Consider the following 22,503-nt stretch of genomic DNA (forward strand, 5'->3'; position numbering starts at 1 on the left):
AAGGTGAGGCCGGAATTGCTGGGCATCGGTTGATGCCCAGCTTTTCCGAGCGGTTCTTACCAGCGGTAGTGTGCGAAGGCCTTGTTGGACTCGGCCATCTTGTGAGTGTCTTCGCGACGCTTCACAGCGGCACCCAGACCGTTCGATGCGTCCAGGATCTCGTTCATCAAACGCTCGATCATGGTCTTCTCGCGGCGAGCCTTCGAGTAGCCAACCAGCCAGCGCAGAGCCAGTGCGGTTGCACGGCCTGGCTTGACCTCAACAGGAACCTGGTAGGTAGCGCCACCGACGCGGCGGGAACGAACCTCGAGGGCTGGACGGATGTTGTCCATAGCCTTCTTGAGGGTCGAAACAGCGTCGGCGCCGGACTTTGCTGCGGCACCTTCGAGTGCACCGTAAACAATGCGCTCTGCAGTGGACTTCTTGCCGTCTACGAGAACCTTGTTGATCAGCTGGGTGACCAATGGGGATTCGAAGACTGGATCAGAAACTAGTGGGCGCTTTGGCGCCGGACCCTTACGAGGCATTACTTACCATCCTTCTTTGCACCGTAGCGGGAACGAGCCTGCTTACGATCCTTCACACCCTGGGTATCCAGAGCACCACGAACAATCTTGTAGCGAACACCTGGAAGGTCCTTTACACGACCACCGCGAACGAGCACGATGGAGTGTTCCTGCAGGTTGTGTCCGACACCTGGAATGTAAGCGGTCACTTCGACGCCACCGGCAAGGCGCACACGTGCGACCTTACGCAGAGCCGAGTTTGGCTTCTTCGGGGTGGTGGTGTACACACGGGTGCACACGCCACGGCGCATTGGGTTGCCCTTAAGGGCAGGGGCCTTGGTCTTGACGACCTTAGGCGAGCGGCCCTTGCGGACCAGCTGCTGAATAGTAGGCACTTTCGTGTCCTTCCATTGTCTAAGTTCTTCGGCAACACGACGAAAACGCCTAAGCCTAGAAAAGTTTTAGCGCTTCGCAATGTAGCTAGCTGCTTGCTTTACCGCGCACTCAGAATCAAAAGTCCCTAGGCGTGCGAAAGTGTGGCATTCGTTGCGCAACCTACCCGCAACCCGGACGGAGTCCATTTTGCCACACATAAAACAATTGATCTCAGTCTAGCATTAATCCACCGAGCCACCATGTACAGTAAGCTATCTCACCGACCAGGCCACTCTTGGCCCCCGCCGCCATCGAGACGGTTTGGGTAGTGACCACGATATCGACCCCAGCTGAACGCCACGGGACCGCCAGATGAAAACCACCTGAATCCGCGGATGTCCGCTGCCGGCTTGCCAGCGGATCCGCATCAAGGCGAATACTAGTTCCTAAATCTCCCAGTGGATTTATCGACTACTATTTTCACCCCGTGTTGCGCGCAGGCCCCGGAACGCAGACCACTGGGAACTGTGGCGGTTAAACGCCCAATGCCTGCCCGCACAGTGTGCGGGCAGGCATTGGGTCAAACTACCTTACGGTGACAGTGCTCCCGGTTTAGCGGAAGTCCGAGCCGTGGTCGTAGTCGTCCATCGAGATGGCACGGAATTCAGGCGACAGCCCGCCTTCCAGCGCATCGTCGTACAGGCCCGAGGAGAAGGCCGAGGTGCCGGTGAACAAAGTTGCCTTTGCTTCATCGGTTGGCTCGACGTTGACCTGGGTGTAGCGATCCAGACCGGTACCGGCCGGGATCAGCTTACCGATGATCACGTTTTCCTTCAGACCGCGCAGTGGATCTTCCTTGCCTTCCATCGCAGCCTGGGTCAGGACGCGAGTGGTTTCCTGGAAGGAAGCAGCCGACAGCCACGAATCGGTGGCCAGCGATGCCTTGGTGATGCCCATCAGCTCGTCACGGCCGGCAGCTGGACGCTTGCCTTCCGAGACAGCCTTGCGGTTCGCCGCGGTGAAGCGCGAACGATCGGCCAACTCGCCTGGCAGCAAGTCGGTCTCGCCCGACTCGATGACAGTGACGCGGCGCAGCATCTGGCGGACGATGACTTCCACGTGCTTATCGTGGATGCCCACACCCTGGGACTGGTACACATCCTGGACCTCGCGGACCAGGAACTTCTGTGCCTCACGTGGGCCGAGGACTCGAAGAACCTGCTTCGGATCCAAGGTACCGCTGGTGAGCTGGGTACCGGCAACGATGCTTTCGCCCTCTTCAACCAACAGGCGAGCACGACGCAGAACCGGGTAGGCCTGCTTCTCGTCGCCGTTGTCTGGAGTAACTACAACACGCAGCTGCTTCTCGTCGTCTTCGATCGACACGCGACCGGCAACCTCGGACATCGGAGCCACACCCTTAGGGGTACGGGCTTCGAACAGTTCCTGGATACGAGGCAGACCCTGGGTGATATCGTCAGCCGACGCTACACCACCGGTGTGGAAGGTACGCATGGTCAGCTGGGTACCAGGCTCGCCGATGGACTGCGCGGCGATAATGCCAACAGCCTCGCCGATGTCCACGGTCTTGCCGCTGGCCAGCGAACGGCCGTAGCACAGAGCACAGGTTCCAACAGCCGAGTCGCAGGTCAGCACGGAGCGAACGCGGATTTCATCCACGCCTGCAGCGTACAGCTCGTCGATCAGCACGTCGCCGACATCCGAACCGGCGGTAGCCAGCACGGTGCCTTCAGTGTTCTTGACGTCGGTAGCCAGCGTACGGGTGTACGCCGAGTTCTCCACGGTCTCGTGCTTGACGCGGATGCCGGCAGAGTTATCTGCAATGGCAACGGTCAAGCCGCGCTTGGTGCCGCAGTCCTCTTCGCGAACGATAACATCCTGCGAAACGTCCACCAGACGACGGGTCAGGTAACCCGAGTTAGCGGTCTTCAGCGCGGTATCCGCCAGGCCCTTACGGGCACCGTGGGTCGCGATGAAGTACTCCAGAACCGACAGGCCTTCACGGTAGGAAGACTTGATCGGGCGAGGAATAATTTCACCCTTAGGGTTGGACACCAGACCACGGATACCCGCGATCTGACGCAATTGCAGGTAGTTACCACGAGCCTTGGAAGTCACCATTCGGTTAATGGTGTTCAGCTCTTCCATGCCGTTCTTCATTGCCTCGGCAACCTCGTCGGTAGCCTTGGTCCAGATGTCGATCAGGTCCTGGCGGCGCTCGGTATCTGCAATCAGGCCCTTGTCGTAGGAAGCCTGGACCTTGGCGGCCTTTACCTCGTAAGGAGCCAAGATGGCTGCCTTATCCATGTTCGAGGTAATGTCCGAGATCGCCACGGTGACACCCGAGCGGGTCGACCAGTAGAAACCGGCGTCCTTCAGGTTATCCAGGGTAGCTGCGGCAATGATCTTCGGGTAGCGCTCTGCCAGATCGTTGACGATCTCCGAGAGCGCATCCTTGCCCGCTACGGTGGCTACCCATGGGTAGTCCGCAGGCAGGGTGTCGTTGAACAGCACCTGGCCAAGCGAGGTATCCAGCAATGCCGGGGTACCTGGCTCCCAGCCCTCAGGGGCTGGCTGGTCTGCGGAAGGAACGAAGTTCTCCACGCGGACCTTGATCGGTGCGTTCAGGTGCAGTTCGCCCAGATCCTTGGCCATGATGGCCTCGGATACGGTAGCGAACACGCGGCCGGCGCCCTTTTCGGTTGCACGCTTGGTGGTCAAGTGGTGCAAGCCGATGATCATATCCTGCGAAGGCTGTGCCACTGGGCGGCCATCGGAAGGCTTCAAGATGTTGTGCGAGGACAGCATCAAGATACGGGCTTCAGCCTGTGCTTCTGGGCTCAGCGGCAGGTGGACTGCCATCTGGTCACCGTCGAAGTCAGCGTTGAACGCGCCGCAAACCAATGGGTGCAGCTGCAGGGCCTTGCCTTCGATCAGCTGTGGTTCGAAGGCCTGGATACCCAAGCGGTGCAGGGTAGGTGCACGGTTGAGCAGTACCGGGTGCTCGGTGATGATCTCTTCGAGAACATCCCAAACCTGCGGGCGGTAACGCTCGACCATGCGCTTAGCCGACTTGATGTTCTGTGCGTGGTTGAGGTCAACCAGGCGCTTCATCACGAAAGGCTTGAACAGCTCCAGGGCCATCTGCTTTGGCAGACCGCACTGGTGCAGCTTCAGCTGCGGGCCGACAACGATGACCGAACGGCCCGAGTAGTCAACGCGCTTGCCCAGCAGGTTCTGGCGGAAACGACCCTGCTTGCCCTTGAGCATGTCGCTCAGGGACTTCAGCGGGCGGTTGCCTGGCCCGGTCACCGGACGGCCACGACGGCCGTTATCGAACAGCGAGTCAACAGCTTCCTGCATCATGCGCTTTTCGTTGTTCACGATGATCTCTGGCGCACCGAGATCAAGCAGGCGCTTGAGGCGGTTGTTGCGGTTGATCACGCGGCGGTACAGGTCGTTCAGATCCGAGGTAGCGAAACGGCCACCGTCGAGCTGGACCATCGGGCGCAGTTCTGGCGGGATCACCGGAACGGCGTCAAGGACCATGCCCTTAGGCGAGTTGCCGTTGACAAGGAACGCGTTGACGACCTTCAGACGCTTGAGCGCACGAGCCTTCTTCTGGCCCTTGCCGTTTTCGATGATGGTCTTCAGCTCTTCAGCTTCAGCCGCCAGATCGAAGTTCTCAAGGCGCTTCTGGATAGCTTCTGCACCCATGGAGCCTTCGAAGAACAGTCCGTACTTCTCACGCATGGTGCGGTACAGGCCTTCGTCGCCTTCGAGGTCGGCGACCTTCAGGTTCTTGAAGCGCTCCCAGACCGCACGCAGGCGCTCGGCTTCGGCCTTGGCGCGCTTGTCGATCTGCAGAACAGTCTTCTCGGCCAAGGTGCGGGCCTTGTTCAGCTCGGCATTCTTGGCGCCGTCAGCTTCCATGCGCTCCAGCTCGGCTTCCAGGTCGGCTGCAACAGCCTTCTTGTCAGCTTCCGAGTTGTTCGCAAGGTTGCGCAGTTCCAGGTCGTGCTGGGCCTGCAGGTTAGGCATTTCGGCGTGGCGGCGTGCTTCGTCGACACCGGTGATCATGTAGGCAGCGAAGTAGATGACCTTTTCGAGGTCCTTCGGAGCCAGATCGAGCAGGTAGCCCAAGCGCGATGGAACGCCCTTGAAGTACCAGATGTGGGTCACAGGAGCTGCCAGCTCGATGTGGCCCATGCGCTCACGGCGTACGTTCGCGCGGGTCACCTCGACGCCGCAACGCTCGCAGATGATGCCCTTGAAGCGCACGCGCTTGTACTTGCCGCAGTAGCATTCCCAGTCGCGGGAAGGGCCGAAGATCTTTTCGCAGAAAAGACCGTCCTTCTCCGGCTTCAGGGTGCGGTAGTTAATGGTTTCCGGCTTCTTGACCTCGCCGTAGCTCCATCCACGGATTTCATCCGCGGTGGCAAGGTTGATTCGCATGAGGCCGAATGAGGAATCGCTGGACATATGGTCCTTTTCTCTCTTCTGTGGTGTCTGAAGTCGATACGAATGAGGGTGGGAATTTGCCGCCGCTGCCTGCAGGTCCTGCAGGCAGGGCGCCAGATTACACTTCCTCTACGGAGTTCGGCTCCGACCGTGAAAGGTCGATGCCCAGCTCTTCAGCGGCGCGGAACGATTCCTCGTCCGACTCACGCATTTCGATAGTGTTGCCGTCGGTACCGAGTACCTCGACGTTCAAGCACAGCGACTGCATTTCCTTGATGAGCACCTTGAACGATTCTGGAACACCAGGCTCTGGAACGTTCTCGCCCTTGACGATAGCTTCGTAGACCTTCACGCGGCCGTGGATATCATCCGACTTGATGGTCAGGATTTCCTGCAGCGTGTAAGCGGCACCGTATGCTTCCAGTGCCCAAACTTCCATCTCGCCGAAGCGCTGGCCACCGAACTGGGCCTTACCGCCCAGTGGCTGCTGGGTGATCATGGAGTATGGACCGGTGGAACGGGCGTGGATCTTGTCGTCCACCAGGTGGTGGAGCTTCAAGATGTACATGTAGCCCACGGAAACCGGATCCGGCAGCGGGTCGCCGGAGCGGCCGTCGAACAGCTTCGCCTTGCCGGAGTTGCCAATCAGGCGCACACCGTCACGGGTCTTGCTGGTCGAATCCAGGATGCCGCGGATTTCCTCTTCGGAAGCGCCATCGAAGACCGGGGTTGCCACGGTGGTGGAACCGGACTCGCGTGGCAGGTTCGGCAGATCGCGGACCCATTCAGGCTCGCCTTCGATCTTCCAGCCCTGCTTGGCAGCCCAACCCAGGTGGATTTCCATAACCTGGCCGACGTTCATACGACCTGGCACACCTAGCGGGTTCAGGATGACATCCAGCGGGGTGCCGTCTTCCAGGAATGGCATGTCTTCCAGCGGCATGATGCGCGAGATGACACCCTTGTTACCGTGGCGACCTGCGAGCTTGTCGCCGATCGAGATCTTGCGCTTCTGGGCAACGTAGACGCGGACCAGCTGGTTGACACCAGGGGAAAGGTCATCGTCGTTGTCGCGGTCGAAGATGCGAACACCAATGACGGTGCCGGACTCGCCGTGCGGAACCTTCAGCGAGGTGTCGCGCACTTCGCGCGACTTCTCACCGAAGATGGCACGCAGCAGGCGCTCTTCCGGGGTCAGTTCGGTCTCGCCCTTAGGGGTGACACGGCCTACCAGCACGTCGCCGGCCTCGACCTCGGCACCGATGTAGACGATGCCGCGGTCATCGAGCTGGGAGAGGATGTCTTCCGAGACATTCGGGATGTCGCGGGTGATTTCCTCGGCACCGAGCTTGGTGTCGCGGGCATCGACTTCGTGCTCTTCGATGTGAATCGAGGTGAGCACGTCGTCGAAGATCATGCGCTGGGAGAGGATGATCGCATCCTCGTAGTTGTAGCCTTCCCAGGACATGAATGCCACGAGCAGGTTCTTGCCCAGCGAGAGCTCGCCGGAGTCGGTCGAAGGACCGTCAGCGATGATCGACTGGTATTCCAGGCGGTCGCCTTCGGACACGCGAACGCGCTGGTTGTAGGCGTTGCCCTGGTTCGAGCGGGCGAACTTCATGATCGGGTACATCGACTCGGTGCCGTCATCGTTCATGACGACAACCAGGTCAGCAGATACCTCGGTGACCACGCCTGGCTTGGCGGCGACAACGGAGTCGCCGGCGTCAACCGCGGCGAACTTCTCCATGCCGGTACCCACCAGCGGACGCTCGGACTTCAGCAGCGGCACAGCCTGGCGCTGCATGTTGGCGCCCATCAGTGCGCGGTTGGCATCGTCGTGCTCGAGGAATGGAATCAGCGCGGTTGCCACCGAAACCATCTGGCGCGGCGAAACGTCCATGAAGGTCACTTCATCGGAGTCGACGATAACAGGCTCGCCGCCACCGCCCTTTTCGCGAACCAGAACGGTCTCTTCAACGAAGCGGCCGTTCTCATCCAGTGGCGCGTTGGCCTGTGCGATGTAGTGCTGCAGCTCGTCATCGGCGGTCAGGTAGTCGACCTCGTTGGACACGACGCCATTGGCGACGCGGCGGTACGGGGTTTCGATGAAGCCGAAGGAGTTGATGCGTCCGTAGGTAGCCAACGAACCGATCAGGCCGATGTTCGGGCCTTCAGGGGTTTCAATTGGGCACATGCGTCCGTAGTGGGACGGGTGGACGTCTCGTACTTCCATGCCTGCGCGGTCACGGGACAGGCCGCCTGGGCCCAGAGCCGACAAGCGGCGCTTGTGGGTCAGGCCGGCCAGCGGGTTGTTCTGGTCCATGAACTGCGAAAGCTGCGAGGTTCCGAAGAACTCCTTGATGGCAGCCACAACAGGGCGGATGTTGATCAGGGTCTGCGGGGTGATCGCCTCGACGTCCTGGGTGGTCATGCGCTCGCGCACAACACGCTCCATGCGGGACAGGCCGGTGCGGACCTGGTTCTCGATCAGTTCGCCCACGGCGCGGATGCGGCGGTTGCCGAAGTGGTCGATGTCGTCGACGTTGACAGGAACGTCAACGATCTCGCCCTTGCGGGTGCCCTGAACAGTCTTCTCGCCTGCGTGCAGCGCAACGAGGTAGCGGATCATCGCTACCAGGTCGTCCAGCGAGAGCACCGAAGCGTTCTCGGCGTTGACCGGAGTCTCCACGCCCAGCTTGCGGTTGATCTTGTAGCGGCCAACCTTGGCCAGGTCGTAGCGCTTAGGCTCGAAGTACATGTTCTTCAGCAGTGCCTGGGCGGCCTCAACCGTAGGAGGCTCGCCTGGACGCAGCTTGCGGTAGATGTCCAGCAAGGCTTCGTTCTGATCCTTGATGCTGTCCTTTTCCAAGGTTGCGCGCATCGAATCGTACTGGCCGAACTCGGACAGGATCTGCTCTTCGCTCCAGCCAAGGGCCTTGAGCAAGACGGTGACCGACTGCTTGCGCTTGCGATCAAGGCGTACGCCGATCTGGTCGCGCTTGTCGATTTCCAGCTCGAACCATGCACCACGCGATGGGATGATACGTGCCGAGAAGATCGTCTTGTCACTGGTCTTGTCCGGCGTGGACTCGAAGTACGCACCTGGGGAGCGAACCAGCTGGGACACAACGACACGCTCGGTGCCGTTGATGATGAAGGTGCCCTTTTCGCTCATCAGCGGGAAATCGCCCATGAACACGGTCTGCTGCTTGATTTCGCCGGTTTCATTATTCATGAATTCGGCCTTGACATACAGCGGTGCCGCGTAGGTGGCGTCGCGGTCCTTGCACTCTGCGATCGAGTACTTAGGATCAGCGAACTCCGGATCCGAGAAGCTCAAGGACATGGTGTCCTGGAAGTCCTCGATTGGGGAGATTTCCTCGAAGATTTCTGCCAGGCCCGAGGTGTTGGGCACGCTGAAGTCACCAGCGGCTTCTGCCTTGGCCAGGCGCTCTACCCAGTTCTGGTTGCCGACGAGGCGGTCAAAGCTCTCGGTCTGCAATGCCAGCAGGTTAGGCACTTCAAGGGGTTCGTGAATCTTTGCAAAAGAAAGTCGGCCAGCGTATGCAGCATCGCGAGCCGAACTAGCGGTTTGGTTGTTAGGGTTGCTCGAGGCGACCAAGATGGATCCTTCCAAAGACCGTCAGGTTTCCGAACGCTTACCGTGCTAAGGTTCCTGCCATAGGACAGTTCCTCTTTTTTCGTCCGCACGAACCCACCGCTATATGAAGGCCGCGCGCGCAAACAGCAAGGCGCAAATTTCTACTCTACCGGAGGAAAATCCGGTTGTCGATACTCGGTGCAGAAATTCGTGCTATAGTTTTCGCCCCCACTTTCGCGCGGGCTGCCACTCAGGTTTCCAAGCACCGCGCCAGCGCGCAACCCGGTCGTACCGCGCACCGAAAAGTGCATGCATTTTCCCAACTGATACCCTTGTTTTCGCGGATTCTTGCGAATTGCCAAAGGTCTTGGCCCGCTGAACGCAGTCTCCGGATTCCGGGCATCAGGCAACGTTATGCTTTCTGTCACATTCTCCTCAGCAGGCATCAGAAACCCCAATTTTTCTCCGCTTCAGCCGCATGGCGAACGTTCTTGGAGATTTTTTTCCGGGTATCCGGGAGGCTTGAAGCTACACGCTCCCCCAGCAGATATAAGCCTTTGCGACCTCGTGTGTCCGGTGGCTTCTTCTTTCGCCACTAGCTATGATCGAGCAAACATCCACGGTTAGGAGACGAAGTGAATAAGCTGCAGTCAGATGAAGCACTGACCCGAGTTACCCTGGACGCCTCGCGCCGGAACATCCCAATCGAGATTGTGCCGCGCGACAAGGTCCGCTCGCTGGAAGAGGCTGCGGACGCCTTGGGAATCTCGGCCTCGGCCTTGCTCAAGACGCTGGTTATCAAACGCACAGACGGCACCTTTGTCTTCGCGCTGATCCCCGGCGGGCGGAAACTGGACTGGGCGAAGCTGCGCGGAGTCATGGGCGTCAATAAGCTCTCCCTGCCATCTTCAGATATCGCTTGGGATGTCACGCACTACGAGAGCGGAACCATTACGCCTTTTGGCTCGCACACGGTACTGCCTGTCTACATCGATGCCAGCGTCTTCGAAGAGCCCGTATCGGAACAGATAGGACTGGGCAGCGGGGACCGAGCCCATGGACTGCTGGTTCGCGCCAAGGATTTGGTTAGCGGATTTGATGCCACGATTGCTGATATTTCGACTCCGGAATAACCAGCCCTGGCTTAGCCAATGCCTTCTTGGCCCAGGCCTGCGACTCGGTCAATCCCTTGATCGTCGCGTTGCGCAGCGGCAGACCAAGCGGCTGCTCGACGAAGCGTGCCACCAGGTAGGCAATTCCTAGCATCAGCACCAGCAAACCGGCCAGCAGCACGTACTTGTTCACGAAACCGTGCAGCTGGTTGATTAGCCACCAACCCCACAACTGGTGCACGAGGTACAGCGGGTAAGTCAATGAACCGGCCACAGCCAGCCATTTGCCCTGGACGTTCTTGAGCGGAGTCAGGGTGCACACCGCCAGCAGAGCTACGCACAGGACGGTCAGCAGCTGGAAATGCCAGGCCGGGATATCCATCCCGGAGAGCAAGTCCGCGTCACTGCGCCCCTTGATGCCGGTGAAAAATGCGGCGATGGCAGTATTGCCTGCGACCATGGACCACCGCAGAATGCTGTGGCCGCTTTGATAGATCAAGAAGAGCACCATGCCGGCTGCGAACAGGGCCGCATACTGCCCGGCAATCCATTCCTGCAGCTTGTCCAAGCTTGTGAAATGCAGATACAGGCCCAGAGCGGGCCAAATGGCAGAGAGCAAGAGGATGTGCTTGTTCTTCACGAAGCCCATGGACAAGAGCGCTGCGAGCAACACGTAGAAACGCAACTCGACCCAAAGTGTCCAATAGACACCGTCCATATCGGTGACGCCGAATCCAGCCTGCATCATGCTCAGGTTGGGCAGAATATCACTGGCCGAGCGTCCCTCGTTGCCGGAAGGCCAGATCCCAAGCGAGAGTACTGTTGCTGCGAGTACCGCGAGCCAGTAGGCCGGGTAGAGGCGGCCCACACGCGAGCCGATGAAACCAATGACGTTCTTTCCCTGGAGGGACATCAGGATAACGAAGCCCGAGATGAGGAAGAATAGCTGTACACCCAGCTGTCCGTAACGGGTGAATTCGGAGAGTACTGGCCAGAACTCTGCGGCCTGCCTCCCCCAGTGATCATGTCCCCATGCGGTGTAGTGGTACAGGACGACAATTAGCGCAGCTGTAATCCTCAATGCGTCTAGGAGCCCTAGCCGCGGTGCTGGTTTCTGGTTCTGGGTAGCTACGGTTTTTGACACATTTTCACTGTAAACAATGAACTTGAATAAACGCTGTTAATAGAAACGTTATAAAACAATTGCTATGGACTTCCCAGCTTAACGACCAAAGGCCCACAGACTTTCGTCTGTGGACCTTTGGCAATAAGTTGCGAGTGACCGCTGTACTTACTTAACGGTGACGGTAGCGCCGGCAGCTTCCAGAGCTTCCTTAGCCTTCTCGGCAGCGTCCTTTGCAACACCCTCAAGCAGAGCCTTTGGAGCAGCGTCAACGAGCTCCTTAGCTTCCTTCAGGCCCAGGGAAGTCAGTGCGCGAACTTCCTTGATAACTGCGATCTTCTTGTCGCCGGCCGACTCGAGGACTACGTCGAATTCGGTCTGCTCTTCAGCAGCAGCTTCGCCGCCTGCAGCTGGACCAGCAACTGCAACAGCAGCAGCGGTTACGTCGAAGGTCTCTTCGAATTCCTTAACGAACTCGGACAGTTCGATGATGGTCATTTCCTTGAATGCGGAAAGCAGCTCTTCGTTGCTGAGCTTCGCCATGGTGGGCGTCCTTTCGGTTTTTGGCCTTGAGGGCCGATGAATTTGGGTTTACGTTGCGAGAGAACTCGAAAGCTTAGGCTTCTGCCGGAGCTTCCTCGGCAGCTTCGCCACCGTTCTCGTCGAGCTTTGCACGCAGAGCTTCGACAGCGCGGGCAGCAGCGGAAGCTGGAGCCAGCAGCACTGCTGCAACGCGGGCGAGCTGAGTTTCGCGGGATTCCAGCGCAGCCAAAGCAGCGATGCCGCTCTGGTCCAGTGCCTTACCTTCGAACCAACCGGTCTTGATGACCAGCTTTTCGTTAGTCTTGGCGAATTCCGTGAGGCTCTTAGCGGCAGCAACTGCATCGCCCTTAATGAAGGCGATTGCGGTTGGACCAGAAAGCTGTTCATCGAAAGCATCGATGCCAGCGTTCTTCGCTGCGATTGCGGTCAAGGTGTTCTTTACGACTGCGTACTTGGTCTCCTGACCAAGCGAGCGGCGCAGATCCTTGAGCTGTGCAACGGTAAGCCCACGGTATTCGGTCAAGACAGCCGCCGACGAATCATTGAATTCCGCGGTGATTTCTTCAATCGCTGCAGTCTTGCTTGGGGTTGCCATAACACTCCTTCCGGGGATTTGTTCGGTACCGTTTCAAAACCGGCGAGGCCATAAAAATAGCCCCGCGCAGGAGCACAGGGCGTTTCAACTTATTCAAAGTCAAAAAATCTATGTAACCTGCGTTGGTCATCCTTGCGGATCTTTAGGAGCAGTTGGAAACCAAATGCTCGACCGACGGTCTTCGGTATTTCTAGTTTATAGGAGCACTCCAGCCCACAGCAAATCGAAGCCGGAGCCAATCTCATGATCCTGGTCACTAGGGGAATTAAATTAGAATGGCGGGACTCATTTACCAACGCTTGGGGAACGCTAGTAGTAAGTCCCGCCGATACAAAAGTTTTGGGGAAACTTTCGTATCTCATCCGCGTAGGGCCTTGGGGGATCCATACGCGGATGACCGAGATACTCGGTAGTCAAAGCTTATCATCGGCTACAGGCTGGTACGAAACATGAATACGCTTTCCAGCAGCCGTGGCCATCGCGCAGATTCCTCGCTTAAAAAGGAAGGGAGCATGCCGATTATCGGCATGCTCCCTCAAGCTAGTTAGCTACTAGACTTAGGCCTCAACGCGGGTTACGTTCGCGTCAACAGGAATACCTGGACCGAAGGTGGTAGCGATGGTTGCCTTCGAGATGTAGCGACCCTTCGAAGCCGAAGGCTTCAGGCGCATAACCTCTTCCAGAGCTGCTGCGTAGTTCTCGGTCAGCTGCTTTGCGTCGAACGAAACCTTGCCAATGATGAAGTGCAGGTTCGAGTGCTTGTCGACGCGGAAGTCGATCTTGCCGCCCTTGATGTCGGTTACAGCCTTGGCCACATCCATGGTCACGGTGCCGGTCTTAGGGTTTGGCATCAGGTTACGAGGACCCAGTACCTTACCCAAGCGGCCAACCTTGCCCATCAGGTCAGGGGTTGCAACTGCTGCGTCGAAGTCGGTCCAGCCGCCCTGGATCTTTTCGATCAGGTCGTCCGAGCCAACGAAGTCGGCGCCAGCTTCGCGAGCTGCTTCTGCCTTGTCACCGTTAGCGAAAACAACCACGCGGGCGGTCTTGCCGGTGCCGTGTGGAAGGTTTACGGTACCGCGAACCATCTGGTCAGCCTTACGTGGGTCAACACCCAGGCGGAAAGCAACCTCAACGGTCGAGTTGGTCTTATCGCCTGCGGTCTCCTTAGCCAGGGCAATTGCCTCGGCTGGAGCGTAGACGTTGTTGTCGGCATCGATCTTAGCCGCGGCGGCTACGTATGCTTTGCTGCGCTTTGCCATCTGCGTTTTCTCCTTATGCAGTCGTGGTCATATGGACCGCGCGGGGTCCTGCCACGGGCGAATCGATCGGATGACCGTTTCGCCTTAGATTGAATTCTTGAGTGCTATCCAGCGTGTGAACAGCGGAAGGCGGGATTAGCCTTCTACGGTCACGCCCATGGAGCGGGCGGTGCCGGCGATGATCTTGGCTGCAGCAGCCAGGTCATTTGCGTTCAGGTCAGCCATCTTGGTGGTGGCGATTTCCTCAACCTGAGCCTGGGTCAGGTTAGCAACCTTGTCGGTGTGCGGAACACCCGAACCCTTTGCAATGCCAGCTGCCTTCTTGATCAGCTCAGCTGCAGGAGGAGTCTTGGTGATGAAAGTGAACGAACGGTCTTCGTATACGGTGATCTCAACTGGAACAACGTTACCGCGCTGCGACTCGGTCGCTGCGTTGTAAGCCTTGCAGAATTCCATGATGTTGACGCCGTGCTGACCAAGGGCTGGACCGATTGGAGGAGCTGGGTTAGCAGCACCTGCCTGGATCTGCAGCTTGATGAGTCCGGTGACCTTTTTCTTTGGGGCCATGTCGGGTCCTTCTTACTCTTGCGTTTCCCGTGGCACAGGAGCGTGGCACGGGGATCTGGCTATCGTGGCGCGACAGCCAAGCGTACCCTCGCATCGATAAGCGACCGATGCGGGGCACGAAGACTTAATACTACTGGATCTTGGTGACCTGGTTGAAGTTCAGGGTCACTGGGGTTTCACGTTCGAAGATCGAAACCAGTACGACCAGCTGTGCGGCATCCAGCTTGATCTCCGAGATGGTTGCGGGCATCGTTTCGAACGGTCCGTCATTGACGATAACCGATTCGCCGACTTCGAAGTCCACGGTGACCTCAGTAATTGGAGCACGGCCTGGCTTGGACGCCGATGGCTGCTCTACTGGATCAACGATGGTGTGCTCAAGCATGGAGAACACTTCGTCAAGGCTCAGTGGGTTTGGATCGTGGGCGTTGCCAACGAATCCAGTGACACCTGGAGTGTGTCGAACAACACCCCACGACGCGTCAGTCAGCTCCATGCGGACCAGGACATAGCCCGGGATGCGCACGCGGCGAACGATCTTGCGCTGAGTGTTCTTGACCTCGACGACCTCTTCCATTGGAACCTGGATATCGAAGATGAACTCATCCATGTCCTGGGTCTGGATACGGGTCTCAAGATTGACCTTCACGCGGTTTTCGTAACCAGCGTAGGTGTGAATGACAAACCAGTCACCTGGAAGACGACGGAGCTTAGCGCGGAATTCTTCCTTGAGCTTGGCTACGTTGTCTTCGCCCTCGGCTTCTTCAGCTTCGTTGTCTTCGCCTTCAGCTTCTTCAGCTGCGCCTTCGATTACCTGAGCGTCTTCAGCGTCCTGTGCTGGTGCTTCGGTTGGGTCGACGTCAGCTTCTACAGCTGGCTCAACCTGATCGCCGGCGGCTTCAACGAACTCGTTTTCGACCTCGTCATTAATCTGCGGTTCGAGTTCCTTGTCGGACACTGCAGCTCCTGCTTTCTTTGACTGAATGACACTAAATTGCCTCGGGGTAATCATACCTCCGAGGCAACAAAATTACTGTTCGACCTTGTTGGTGAACAGGAGGATCGAACCCTGCCCAAAGACGAAGTCCAGGGCCGTCACGATCAGCATCACCACGACCACGAAACCGACAACAACCAGGAAATAATTCACTAGTTCACTGCGGGTCGGGGTGACGACCTTCTTAAGTTCTGCGATTACCTGGCGGAAAAACAAGAAGATCCGGGCAAAGAAACCCAACTTCTGTCCACCCTTACCGGAGCTGAGAGCAGATTCGGTCATGTTCTTCCTCGTTTCAAAAATTTGGCCAGTTGAAACAATCACGGTGTGCCATAGTCTATTCGACTGCAACACACCGTGATGAGATAATTCGCTAAGCGATAAATCGCTATTGCGCAGGGCAGACAGGACTCGAACCTGCAACCTGCGGTTTTGGAGACCGCTGCGCTACCAATTGCGCCACTACCCTTCGGAGCTTTTTACCGCTCCAACCTAGAACATCTTAGCGGATAAAACATTCAGCTTCGTCCGTTGCGATGTCTCGGCAACGAGAAATAACTTTACGCAACGAAATCGGAAATGTCGAACTGACAACCTCCAGTGTGGCGCAGAACGCATTCCCGCGCCCCGTTGCGCACCTTATTGTGTCATTTTCAAAATTGTGATGCTGAAGTGCAAGGTTGCGAACTAAACTGAGGTGTAACAGCTGTCCCCATAGACTTCAGGACGAATCCCCAATGTCTCGCATTTCTCGCCGCATCGGCGCAATTTCCGAATCCGCGACTCTCGCAGTAGATGCCAAGGCGAAGGCTCTTAAAGCAGCAGGTCGACCAGTAATCGGTTTCGGTGCCGGTGAACCCGACTTCCCAACCCCTGGCTACATTGTCGAAGCAGCAGTCAAGGCGGCCCAGGATCCAAAGAACCACCGCTACTCCCCTGCAGCCGGCCTTCCCGAGCTGCGCGAAGCAATCGCCGCCAAAACCATGCGCGATTCGGGCTACGAGCTCAAGGCCAATCAGGTTCTGGTCACCAATGGCGGCAAGCAGGCGGTGTACAACACCTTCGCAACCCTGCTTGATCCAGGTGACGAGGTCATCGTTCCGGCTCCGTACTGGACCACCTATCCCGAAGCCATCCAGCTCGCCGGAGGCAAGGCCGTATCGGTCTTTGCCGGCCCGGAGCAGGGCTACAAGGTTACCGTCGAACAGCTCGAATCCGTACTGACCGAACGCACCAAGGTGCTGCTGTTCGTTTCTCCTTCGAACCCCACCGGTGCCGTATACACCCCGGAGCAGGTCCGCGAGATCGGCCAGTGGGCTGCTTCCAAGGGGCTGTGGGTTGTTACCGATGAGATCTACGAGCACTTGACCTACGGCGATGCAACTTTCAGCTCCATCGCGACCTTGGTCCCAGAGCTCGAAGACCGAGTTGTCGTCCTCAACGGCGTGGCAAAGACCTACGCAATGACCGGCTGGCGCGTGGGTTGGATGGCAGGTCCGCTGGATGTCATCAAGGCCGCCACCAACCTGCAGTCCCACGCCACCTCGAACGTTTCCAACGTATCGCAGCGAGCCGCCCTGGCTGCTGTTGCCGGGCCGCTGGATGCCGTGAACGACATGAAGGTTGCCTTCAACCGTCGCCGCTTGGCCATCGTCGAATCACTGAACGCGATTGACGGCCTGCACTGCCCTACTCCGGAAGGCGCGTTCTACGCGTATTCGGATGTTCGAGGCCTGCTGGGTCGCGAAATCCGCGGCGTAGTGAACAACACCAGTGCAGAACTTGCTGCTTTCATCCTGGAACAGGCAGAAGTTGCCGTCGTTCCAGGTGAAGCATTCGGCCCTTCCGGCTATATCCGCATGTCATATGCACTGGGTGATGCTGACCTCGAAGAAGGCGTCGCACGGATGGCCAAGCTGCTGGGCGAAGCCAAGTAGAAAAACAGCGCCGCCAAAGAAGCCGGGCAGTCCATGATGGACTGCCCGGCTTCTGTGCTTTTGCCGCAGTGCCGTTTAGAGGATCTTGCGGTCCACAGCCCAACGGGTAAGTTCGTGGCGGTTGGATAGCTGGAGCTTGCGCAGCACATTGGACACATGCGATTCCACGGTCTTTACCGAGATGAACAGTTCCTTGGCTACTTCCTTATAGCTATATCCCCGGGCAATCAAACGCATGACTTGCAATTCGCGGTCAGAGAGCAAATCCAGCTCCTCATCGATTTCTGCCACCGGACCGCTGCTGCCAAAGGCGTCCAGGACGAACCCGGCCAAGCGTGGCGAGAACACGGCATCTCCCCCGGCCACGCGACGTACTGCATCGGAAATTTCGGCCCCGGAAATGCTCTTGGTGACATACCCGCGAGCACCGGAACGGATGACCGTCACTACGTCCTGTGCTGCGTCGGAAACGCTCAATGCCAGGAAACGCGTGGATCCCAGCAGCCCGGTGCACCCCTTAAGCACTTCGGCCCCGCCCCCGCCGCGGCCACCGGGCAGGTGCACATCCAGGAGCACCACATCCGGTTGCTGTTCGGTGATCACCTCGATGGCTCCCTCCACGGTGCCAGCTTCCCCGACAATCTGGATGTCCTGGGCCAAATCGGCACGTAAACCGGAACGGAAGATGGCGTGGTCATCCACCAGCACTACACGGTAGTTCTCGGTGGTGTTCTCAGCGTTCATGTTTCTATTCTTCCTCCATGTTCAGTGGCATGCTCAGCTGCACCTCAGTTCCGGATTCACCGCTCCGGATATGCGCCATGCCGCCTGCGCGTTCCATGCGGCCAATGATTGATTCCCTGACGCCGTGCCGGTCCGCCGGTATTCCATCTACTTCGAAACCGGTGCCGCGGTCACGCACATACACTTCTACTTGTTCGGCCGAGCATTCGATGAATACCGAAATCTTGCCCTCGGCATGCTTCGCTGCGTTCATCATCGCCTCGCGGCTAGCGGCCACCAGTGCCTGCTGCCCGGCAAAGCCCTGAGCATTGCCTACGGATATGACTTCTACATCACGCAGTAGCAGCTGTTCGATGTGGCTTGCCTCGTGCTGGATCTCAACGATTACATCTTCATCATCAAGGTCATGGTTGCCGTACAGCCATTGGCGCAGTTCACGCTCTTGGACACGTGCCAAGGTTCTCACCGCCGCTGGGTCTTCACTGCGTTTTTGAATCACTGCCAAGGTCTGCAAGACCGAGTCGTGCAGGTGGGCCGCGAACTCTGCACGTTGGGCCGCCGCCTGGCGCGAGCTCCGTTCAGCGATGAAATCGCGCCACAGCCGAGTGCCCCAGGGAAGCAACACCACGACTGCGCCGACAATGATCGCCAAGGCCGCCCACAAGCCGCCGAGCAGGTCTGCGGCTCCGACAGTATTGCCCAGCAGGGCCAGCAGTCCGCCGATGACCAGGACCAGGCCAAAAGCCAGGCGCAGCAGGAAAGGCAATGACGGGCGCTTCTTGTGCTCGGTGATACCTTCATCGAACTGGATCCAAGCCAGCACAATACCGGCAATCACGCCCAAGGTAGGCCAGATCAGATCCCAGCGGATATTCCAGCCGGTCCACTGTCCATAAGCCAAGACGGCGAGCGCCAGCAGGCCCGCACCGATCAGCGTGTCACGCCAGGTGGAGTTCCTTTCCCAACCTTCGCGTGGACGGAAGATGCCTTGCTGCACCCGGTTCATTTCTTCAGCAAGGCTGCGTGATCTGGTGCCCCAGGAGCGAAGCTCGTCAGCGTGCGCCTCTTCGGCGCTCGGGACGAATACCCAAAGCCACGCGTAGAGCAGAATGCCGATGCCGCCCAGTGCGGACAATCCCAGGAACCCAATACGCACGTACCCCAGCGGGATGCCGAGGTGCTCCGCGAGGCCGCCGCAGACGCCGGCGATTAGCCGGTTCTCGCTGCGCACCATCAAACGCCGTTCAGGACTTTCCATAGTTCTAAGTCAAGCACGTTCTTGTCGTTTCTTCCCGGTTGATCACCGGATCTAGGGGCACCCCTAGGGGAAGTTCAGGGTATCCCCTCATAGCGCGGGACCCCTGCCACACGAGAACATTGGACTATGAACAACGAAGGCTCTCAACGTCGTCGCGGCTTTTACGACCAGCTGCGCAAATCACCGATCACTCGCCAGGACTCGCAGTGGCTCGGTGGCGTTGCAACTGGTGTCGCCGATTATTTCAAGGTCGATGTAGTGCTGATCCGCGGCATCTTCGTGGTGCTCGGTGTCCTAGGCGGCTTGGGCATGGTGCTCTATGGACTGGCTTGGGCGTTGCTTCCTGATGCGGGAGGCAAAATGCATCTGGAAAGTGCCGTGAACCGGAACTGGACCAGCGGCATGACTGGCGCGGTGATCATCTTTGCGCTGGGCATCTTCCCTGCTCCCTGGTTCTTGGATTCGCTGGCACCGGTCCTGTGGCCCCTGGCTATTGTTGCGGCTATCGCATTCATTATCTTAAGCAGGAAGAACACCCGGTTTGCGCGTCCGGACCAAGCTCGCAATCCGGCAGCGACCGGTGACAGCTCTGCTGCCTCGCCAAGGGCTGCCGAGAAGAGCACCGCGTTGGAGCATCCTTGGCGTGAGGACGGCACCCAGAGTTTCAATGCGAGCGTAGCTAGCGGGTTCGGGACGAACTACCCGGATGCGCCGATGAAGGAGCACCCCATGAATTCAGGTGATTCTGGCCCAGCGGGCCAATACGAAAATAGCTATTCGCCGGATCCCGCATATACGAAGGCCTACAGTGCCAAGGCTAATCGCAAGCCGATCAGCCGCCCGATTCCGGGTTGGCTTGGCACCACCGTCTTCGGCGTTACCGTGCTGGTGGTCGCCGTGGTCATGCTGGCCGACTACCTGGATATCGTGGCCTTGCCTGGTTCGGGCTGGACCGTGGCTTTGGCTTGCGGCCTGTTGCTTGTTGGCATCACCATTGTCTTAGCGGCCCTCTCCGGGCGAACCAGTGGAGGCCTGTTGGGTTTGGCCATTCCATTGCTGGTCCTGACGGTGATCTTCTCTGCTACGTCTTTCGAGGAATCTGCCCGCGGGTTCGTTCGATCGGCTACCGGCAGCGACAGCCAATACAGCGCTGTTTTCAGCAGCTCAACGGTTGACCTGACCCATCTGGGCAGTATCACCAAACCCACCACGGTGGAGATCGATTCGGTCTTCTCCAGAATGGATCTGCTGCTGCCGGAGAATGTTCCGGTGAAGATCGAGACCGACGGCGCATTCCTTTCCGGAATGGATATGGAACTGCCGCAGGACCGGCGGTCCTTGCCGGGAAATGCACCAATGCTGACCATTGAAGTAGACGGAGTTTTTTCCTCGTTCTCCACGACCGTGGATGATCCCAGCATCCTGAACCCCAGCAACACGGATTTCTAAGGACTGAGCCCCATGAATACTTCTTCTACTCCCGCTAGGAAATTCCCTACCGGAACCTTGGTCTTCGGCCTGATTCTGATCGTTGTCGCCCTGGCATCGCTCAGCCGTCTGGTCTTGCAGTGGAGCTTTGACATGCCGCTGTTCTTCATCGCTATCGTCGCCTTGGCCGGCGTAGCCATGATCTTCTCCGGATTGGCATCGGCCGGCAAGGCCCGCAAATCCGAAGCCGAACCACCGGTTCCCACCGACCCCAATCTCTAAGCCCTCCAAGCTTTTCCAACAATTAGGAGTTCTCTGATGGACGCATTCTTCAACTCGCTTCGTTCCATGCCGCTTCGTCGCGGGCCAGGCCGATTGGCCGGTGGCGTCGCCGGGGGCATCGCCGACAAGTTCGGGTGGGATGTCACCTTGGTGCGTATCGCCCTACTGCTTTCGTTCTTGCTTCCGGTAATGGGTGTTGCCGCATATATCCTGGCGTGGATCCTGATCCCAGCGCAGGACAACACCATCATCTTGCAGAACTGGCTTCGCAAATTCTAAATACCGTTCCCGGCTGGCCTGCTCGGGAACGATGCTTGGCATCGCTATCCGGCTAGGGCGAGGCTCGTGCACTTCCGTGACATGAGACTCGCCCTAGTGGCTTTAAGCACGTACAATGGCACGCAGAGTAGATGCTCAATGGCGCGCGGATATTGACTGAAATCCGAATGGAACTCTTTGCTGTTACAGCGTTATCACGGGGCCTGCACGCTCCAGCTGTCGCACAAGGCTTTCCCATTACTAAGCGAGGGCCAATGCGCATTGGAATCATGACCTCAGGCGGCGACTGCCCCGGTCTGAACGCCGTCATCCGCGGTGCGGTACTGAATGGCATCAAAAGCTACGACGACGAATTCGTCGGTTTCCGCGACGGCTGGCGCGGCGTCAAGGAAGGCGACTTCTTCGACCTTCCGCGAACCGCTGTGCGTGGCATCGCCAAGCAAGGCGGCACCATTTTGGGCACCTCACGCACCAATGCGTTTGAAGGGGAACTTGGTGGCGCGGAGAACATTTCCAAGGTTCTCAAATCCAATAGCATCGATGCGCTGATTGCCATCGGCGGGGAAGGCACCTTAGCTGGCGCCCAGCGCCTATGCGAAGCCGGCCTTCCTATCGTTGGCGTTCCCAAGACCATCGATAATGACTTGGACGCCACGGATTACACCTTCGGTTTCGATACCGCTAACCAGATTGCGGTCGAAGCCATTGACCGCCTGCGCACCACCGGCGATTCCCACCACCGCTGCATGGTGGCCGAGGTAATGGGCCGCCACGTAGGCTGGATTGCACTGCACGCGGGGATGGCATCCGGTGCGCACGCGGTGCTCATCCCGGAGGTTTCCACCACCATGGAGCAGATCTGCCAGTGGGTGAACGAAGCCCATGAGCGCGGACGCGCCCCGTTGGTGGTTGTGGCCGAAGGCTTTGTGCCAGAAGGCATGGAAGAAGCGTTCTCGGTACGTGGTCTCGATTCCTTCGGACGCGCCCGCCTTGGCGGCATCGGGGAGATGCTCGCCCCGGTCATTGAGGAACGTACCGGCATCGAAACGCGTGCAACCGTGCTGGGACATATTCAGCGCGGCGGCGTCCCCACCGCTTTTGACCGTGTCCTGGCCACCCGTTTGGGAATGGCTGCGGTGGATTCCATCCATGCCGAGGCGTGGGGCACCATGGTGGCGTTGCACGGCACCAAGGTGCTGCGCGTACCGCTGCGTGCCGCACTGAACAACCTCAAGCGTGTCCCCATGGAACGCTACGAAGAGGCCGCCGTGCTCTTCGGCTAGGCCTGGAGATACACCAAGGGCGTGGGGGGGGTTTTGTGTTAAGGTGCAAGAACCCCCACCCCCAGGCGATTGGTTGTTGTAGGGAGGGGGGTGGGGGTGGTACACGCACAACGGCGACCCACCCGG

At 58.4% G+C, this 22,503-nt stretch carries 19 protein-coding genes and 1 tRNA gene; 6 read left to right on the top strand and 14 right to left on the bottom strand.

The features are described from left to right. Positions 1 to 56: 56 nt before the first annotated feature. From rpsG to ACFVHU_RS04780, 4 genes are all read right to left on the bottom strand, one after another. Positions 57 to 527, bottom strand: a complete 471-nt coding sequence (gene rpsG, locus ACFVHU_RS04765; protein WP_096256908.1) for a 30S ribosomal protein S7 — start codon at positions 525 to 527, stop codon at positions 57 to 59. Beyond that, a complete protein-coding gene (rpsL, locus tag ACFVHU_RS04770) occupies positions 527 to 901 on the bottom strand; it encodes a 30S ribosomal protein S12 (RefSeq protein ID WP_013349694.1) in 375 nt (124 codons plus the stop codon). Before rpsL ends, rpsG begins: the two co-directional genes overlap by 1 nt. A gap of 592 nt (positions 902 to 1,493) precedes the next feature. Further along, on the bottom strand, positions 1,494 to 5,384 hold the full coding sequence (locus tag ACFVHU_RS04775; protein WP_388022742.1) for a DNA-directed RNA polymerase subunit beta': 3,891 nt from the start codon (positions 5,382 to 5,384) through the stop codon (positions 1,494 to 1,496). 97 nt (positions 5,385 to 5,481) lie between these two features. Next, on the bottom strand, positions 5,482 to 8,988 hold the full coding sequence (locus ACFVHU_RS04780; protein WP_388022745.1) for a DNA-directed RNA polymerase subunit beta: 3,507 nt from the start codon (positions 8,986 to 8,988) through the stop codon (positions 5,482 to 5,484). A 614-nt stretch (positions 8,989 to 9,602) separates the two neighbouring features. Here ACFVHU_RS04780 and ACFVHU_RS04785 point away from each other — a divergent pair. Beyond that, positions 9,603 to 10,100 carry an aminoacyl-tRNA deacylase gene (locus ACFVHU_RS04785; protein ID WP_105657669.1) on the top strand — a complete coding sequence of 166 codons (498 nt, stop codon included), beginning with the start codon at positions 9,603 to 9,605 and terminating at the stop codon, positions 10,098 to 10,100. Here ACFVHU_RS04785 and ACFVHU_RS04790 read toward each other — a convergent pair. From ACFVHU_RS04790 to ACFVHU_RS04825, 8 genes are all read right to left on the bottom strand, one after another. Continuing rightward, entirely contained in the window at positions 10,054 to 11,223 is a 1,170-nt protein-coding gene (locus ACFVHU_RS04790; protein ID WP_105657670.1) for an acyltransferase, read from the bottom strand. The two genes, ACFVHU_RS04785 and ACFVHU_RS04790, sit on opposite strands and share 47 nt — an antisense overlap. 147 nt (positions 11,224 to 11,370) lie before the next feature. Further along, the gene (gene rplL / locus ACFVHU_RS04795) at positions 11,371 to 11,745 is read right to left on the bottom strand and encodes a 50S ribosomal protein L7/L12 (protein ID WP_105657671.1); all 375 of its coding nucleotides are present in this window, start codon (positions 11,743 to 11,745) and stop codon (positions 11,371 to 11,373) included. Positions 11,746 to 11,818: 73 nt separating this feature from the next. Continuing rightward, on the bottom strand, positions 11,819 to 12,340 hold the full coding sequence (rplJ, locus tag ACFVHU_RS04800) for a 50S ribosomal protein L10 (RefSeq protein ID WP_105657672.1): 522 nt from the start codon (positions 12,338 to 12,340) through the stop codon (positions 11,819 to 11,821). A gap of 557 nt (positions 12,341 to 12,897) precedes the next feature. Then, positions 12,898 to 13,602, bottom strand: coding sequence for a 50S ribosomal protein L1 (rplA, locus tag ACFVHU_RS04805; RefSeq protein ID WP_105661540.1), 705 nt, complete (start codon positions 13,600 to 13,602; stop codon positions 12,898 to 12,900). Positions 13,603 to 13,737: 135 nt separating this feature from the next. After that, positions 13,738 to 14,169 (bottom strand): 50S ribosomal protein L11, encoded by a 432-nt coding sequence (gene rplK, locus ACFVHU_RS04810; RefSeq protein WP_105657674.1) that lies wholly within the window; start codon positions 14,167 to 14,169, stop codon positions 13,738 to 13,740. 130 nt (positions 14,170 to 14,299) lie between these two features. Beyond that, positions 14,300 to 15,127 (bottom strand): transcription termination/antitermination protein NusG, encoded by an 828-nt coding sequence (nusG, locus tag ACFVHU_RS04815; RefSeq protein WP_181148851.1) that lies wholly within the window; start codon positions 15,125 to 15,127, stop codon positions 14,300 to 14,302. 72 nt (positions 15,128 to 15,199) lie between these two features. Further along, positions 15,200 to 15,448 carry a preprotein translocase subunit SecE gene (gene secE / locus ACFVHU_RS04820; RefSeq protein WP_038992215.1) on the bottom strand — a complete coding sequence of 83 codons (249 nt, stop codon included), beginning with the start codon at positions 15,446 to 15,448 and terminating at the stop codon, positions 15,200 to 15,202. A gap of 114 nt (positions 15,449 to 15,562) precedes the next feature. After that, a tRNA-Trp gene (locus ACFVHU_RS04825) sits at positions 15,563 to 15,635 on the bottom strand. Positions 15,636 to 15,903: 268 nt separating this feature from the next. On the opposite strand from ACFVHU_RS04825, the gene ACFVHU_RS04830 reads away from it, so the two are divergent. After that, the gene (locus ACFVHU_RS04830; protein ID WP_332728387.1) at positions 15,904 to 17,103 is read left to right on the top strand and encodes a pyridoxal phosphate-dependent aminotransferase; all 1,200 of its coding nucleotides are present in this window, start codon (positions 15,904 to 15,906) and stop codon (positions 17,101 to 17,103) included. Positions 17,104 to 17,178: 75 nt separating this feature from the next. On the opposite strand, the gene ACFVHU_RS04835 is transcribed toward ACFVHU_RS04830, so the two are convergent. Further along, complete coding sequence (locus ACFVHU_RS04835; RefSeq protein WP_105656867.1) at positions 17,179 to 17,847, bottom strand: response regulator transcription factor; 669 nt, start codon at positions 17,845 to 17,847, stop codon at positions 17,179 to 17,181. A gap of 4 nt (positions 17,848 to 17,851) precedes the next feature. Beyond that, positions 17,852 to 19,105, bottom strand: a complete 1,254-nt coding sequence (locus tag ACFVHU_RS04840; RefSeq protein ID WP_332487095.1) for a PspC domain-containing protein — start codon at positions 19,103 to 19,105, stop codon at positions 17,852 to 17,854. A gap of 126 nt (positions 19,106 to 19,231) precedes the next feature. Between ACFVHU_RS04840 and ACFVHU_RS04845 the strand changes: the two genes are divergently transcribed. The 4 genes from ACFVHU_RS04845 to ACFVHU_RS04860 all read left to right on the top strand — a co-directional run bounded on the left by ACFVHU_RS04845 (position 19,232) and on the right by ACFVHU_RS04860 (position 22,377). Continuing rightward, positions 19,232 to 20,554: a PspC domain-containing protein gene (locus ACFVHU_RS04845; RefSeq protein WP_388022755.1), complete on the top strand. Its 1,323-nt coding sequence runs from the start codon at positions 19,232 to 19,234 to the stop codon at positions 20,552 to 20,554. A gap of 12 nt (positions 20,555 to 20,566) precedes the next feature. After that, complete coding sequence (locus ACFVHU_RS04850; protein WP_133833616.1) at positions 20,567 to 20,815, top strand: hypothetical protein; 249 nt, start codon at positions 20,567 to 20,569, stop codon at positions 20,813 to 20,815. A 36-nt stretch (positions 20,816 to 20,851) separates the two neighbouring features. Continuing rightward, the gene (locus ACFVHU_RS04855) at positions 20,852 to 21,094 is read left to right on the top strand and encodes a PspC domain-containing protein (protein ID WP_105656871.1); all 243 of its coding nucleotides are present in this window, start codon (positions 20,852 to 20,854) and stop codon (positions 21,092 to 21,094) included. A 254-nt stretch (positions 21,095 to 21,348) separates the two neighbouring features. Further along, positions 21,349 to 22,377, top strand: a complete 1,029-nt coding sequence (locus tag ACFVHU_RS04860; protein WP_105656872.1) for a 6-phosphofructokinase — start codon at positions 21,349 to 21,351, stop codon at positions 22,375 to 22,377. Positions 22,378 to 22,503: the final 126 nt, after the last annotated feature.

It is taken from the genome of Glutamicibacter sp. NPDC127525 (genome assembly GCF_042672105.1).
Taxonomy (GTDB): Bacteria; Actinomycetota; Actinomycetes; order Actinomycetales; family Micrococcaceae; genus Glutamicibacter.

Bases quoted from the DNA above. Each gene is read 5' to 3' on its own strand.
- ACFVHU_RS04840 (WP_332487095.1), bottom strand. From the start codon at position 19,105: ATGGAAAGTCCTGAACGGCGTTTGATGGTGCGCAGCGAGAACCGGCTA.
- rplK (WP_105657674.1), bottom strand. From the start codon at position 14,169: ATGGCCCCAAAGAAAAAGGTCACCGGACTCATCAAGCTGCAGATCCAG.
- ACFVHU_RS04845 (WP_388022755.1), top strand. From the start codon at position 19,232: ATGAACAACGAAGGCTCTCAACGTCGTCGCGGCTTTTACGACCAGCTG.
- ACFVHU_RS04775 (WP_388022742.1), bottom strand. From the start codon at position 5,384: ATGTCCAGCGATTCCTCATTCGGCCTCATGCGAATCAACCTTGCCACC.
- ACFVHU_RS04855 (WP_105656871.1), top strand. From the start codon at position 20,852: ATGGACGCATTCTTCAACTCGCTTCGTTCCATGCCGCTTCGTCGCGGG.
- ACFVHU_RS04850 (WP_133833616.1), top strand. From the start codon at position 20,567: ATGAATACTTCTTCTACTCCCGCTAGGAAATTCCCTACCGGAACCTTG.
- ACFVHU_RS04835 (WP_105656867.1), bottom strand. From the start codon at position 17,847: ATGAACGCTGAGAACACCACCGAGAACTACCGTGTAGTGCTGGTGGAT.
- rplL (WP_105657671.1), bottom strand. From the start codon at position 11,745: ATGGCGAAGCTCAGCAACGAAGAGCTGCTTTCCGCATTCAAGGAAATG.
- rpsG (WP_096256908.1), bottom strand. From the start codon at position 527: ATGCCTCGTAAGGGTCCGGCGCCAAAGCGCCCACTAGTTTCTGATCCA.
- rplJ (WP_105657672.1), bottom strand. From the start codon at position 12,340: ATGGCAACCCCAAGCAAGACTGCAGCGATTGAAGAAATCACCGCGGAA.
- rplA (WP_105661540.1), bottom strand. From the start codon at position 13,602: ATGGCAAAGCGCAGCAAAGCATACGTAGCCGCCGCGGCTAAGATCGAT.
- ACFVHU_RS04830 (WP_332728387.1), top strand. From the start codon at position 15,904: ATGTCTCGCATTTCTCGCCGCATCGGCGCAATTTCCGAATCCGCGACT.
- secE (WP_038992215.1), bottom strand. From the start codon at position 15,448: ATGACCGAATCTGCTCTCAGCTCCGGTAAGGGTGGACAGAAGTTGGGT.
- ACFVHU_RS04860 (WP_105656872.1), top strand. From the start codon at position 21,349: ATGCGCATTGGAATCATGACCTCAGGCGGCGACTGCCCCGGTCTGAAC.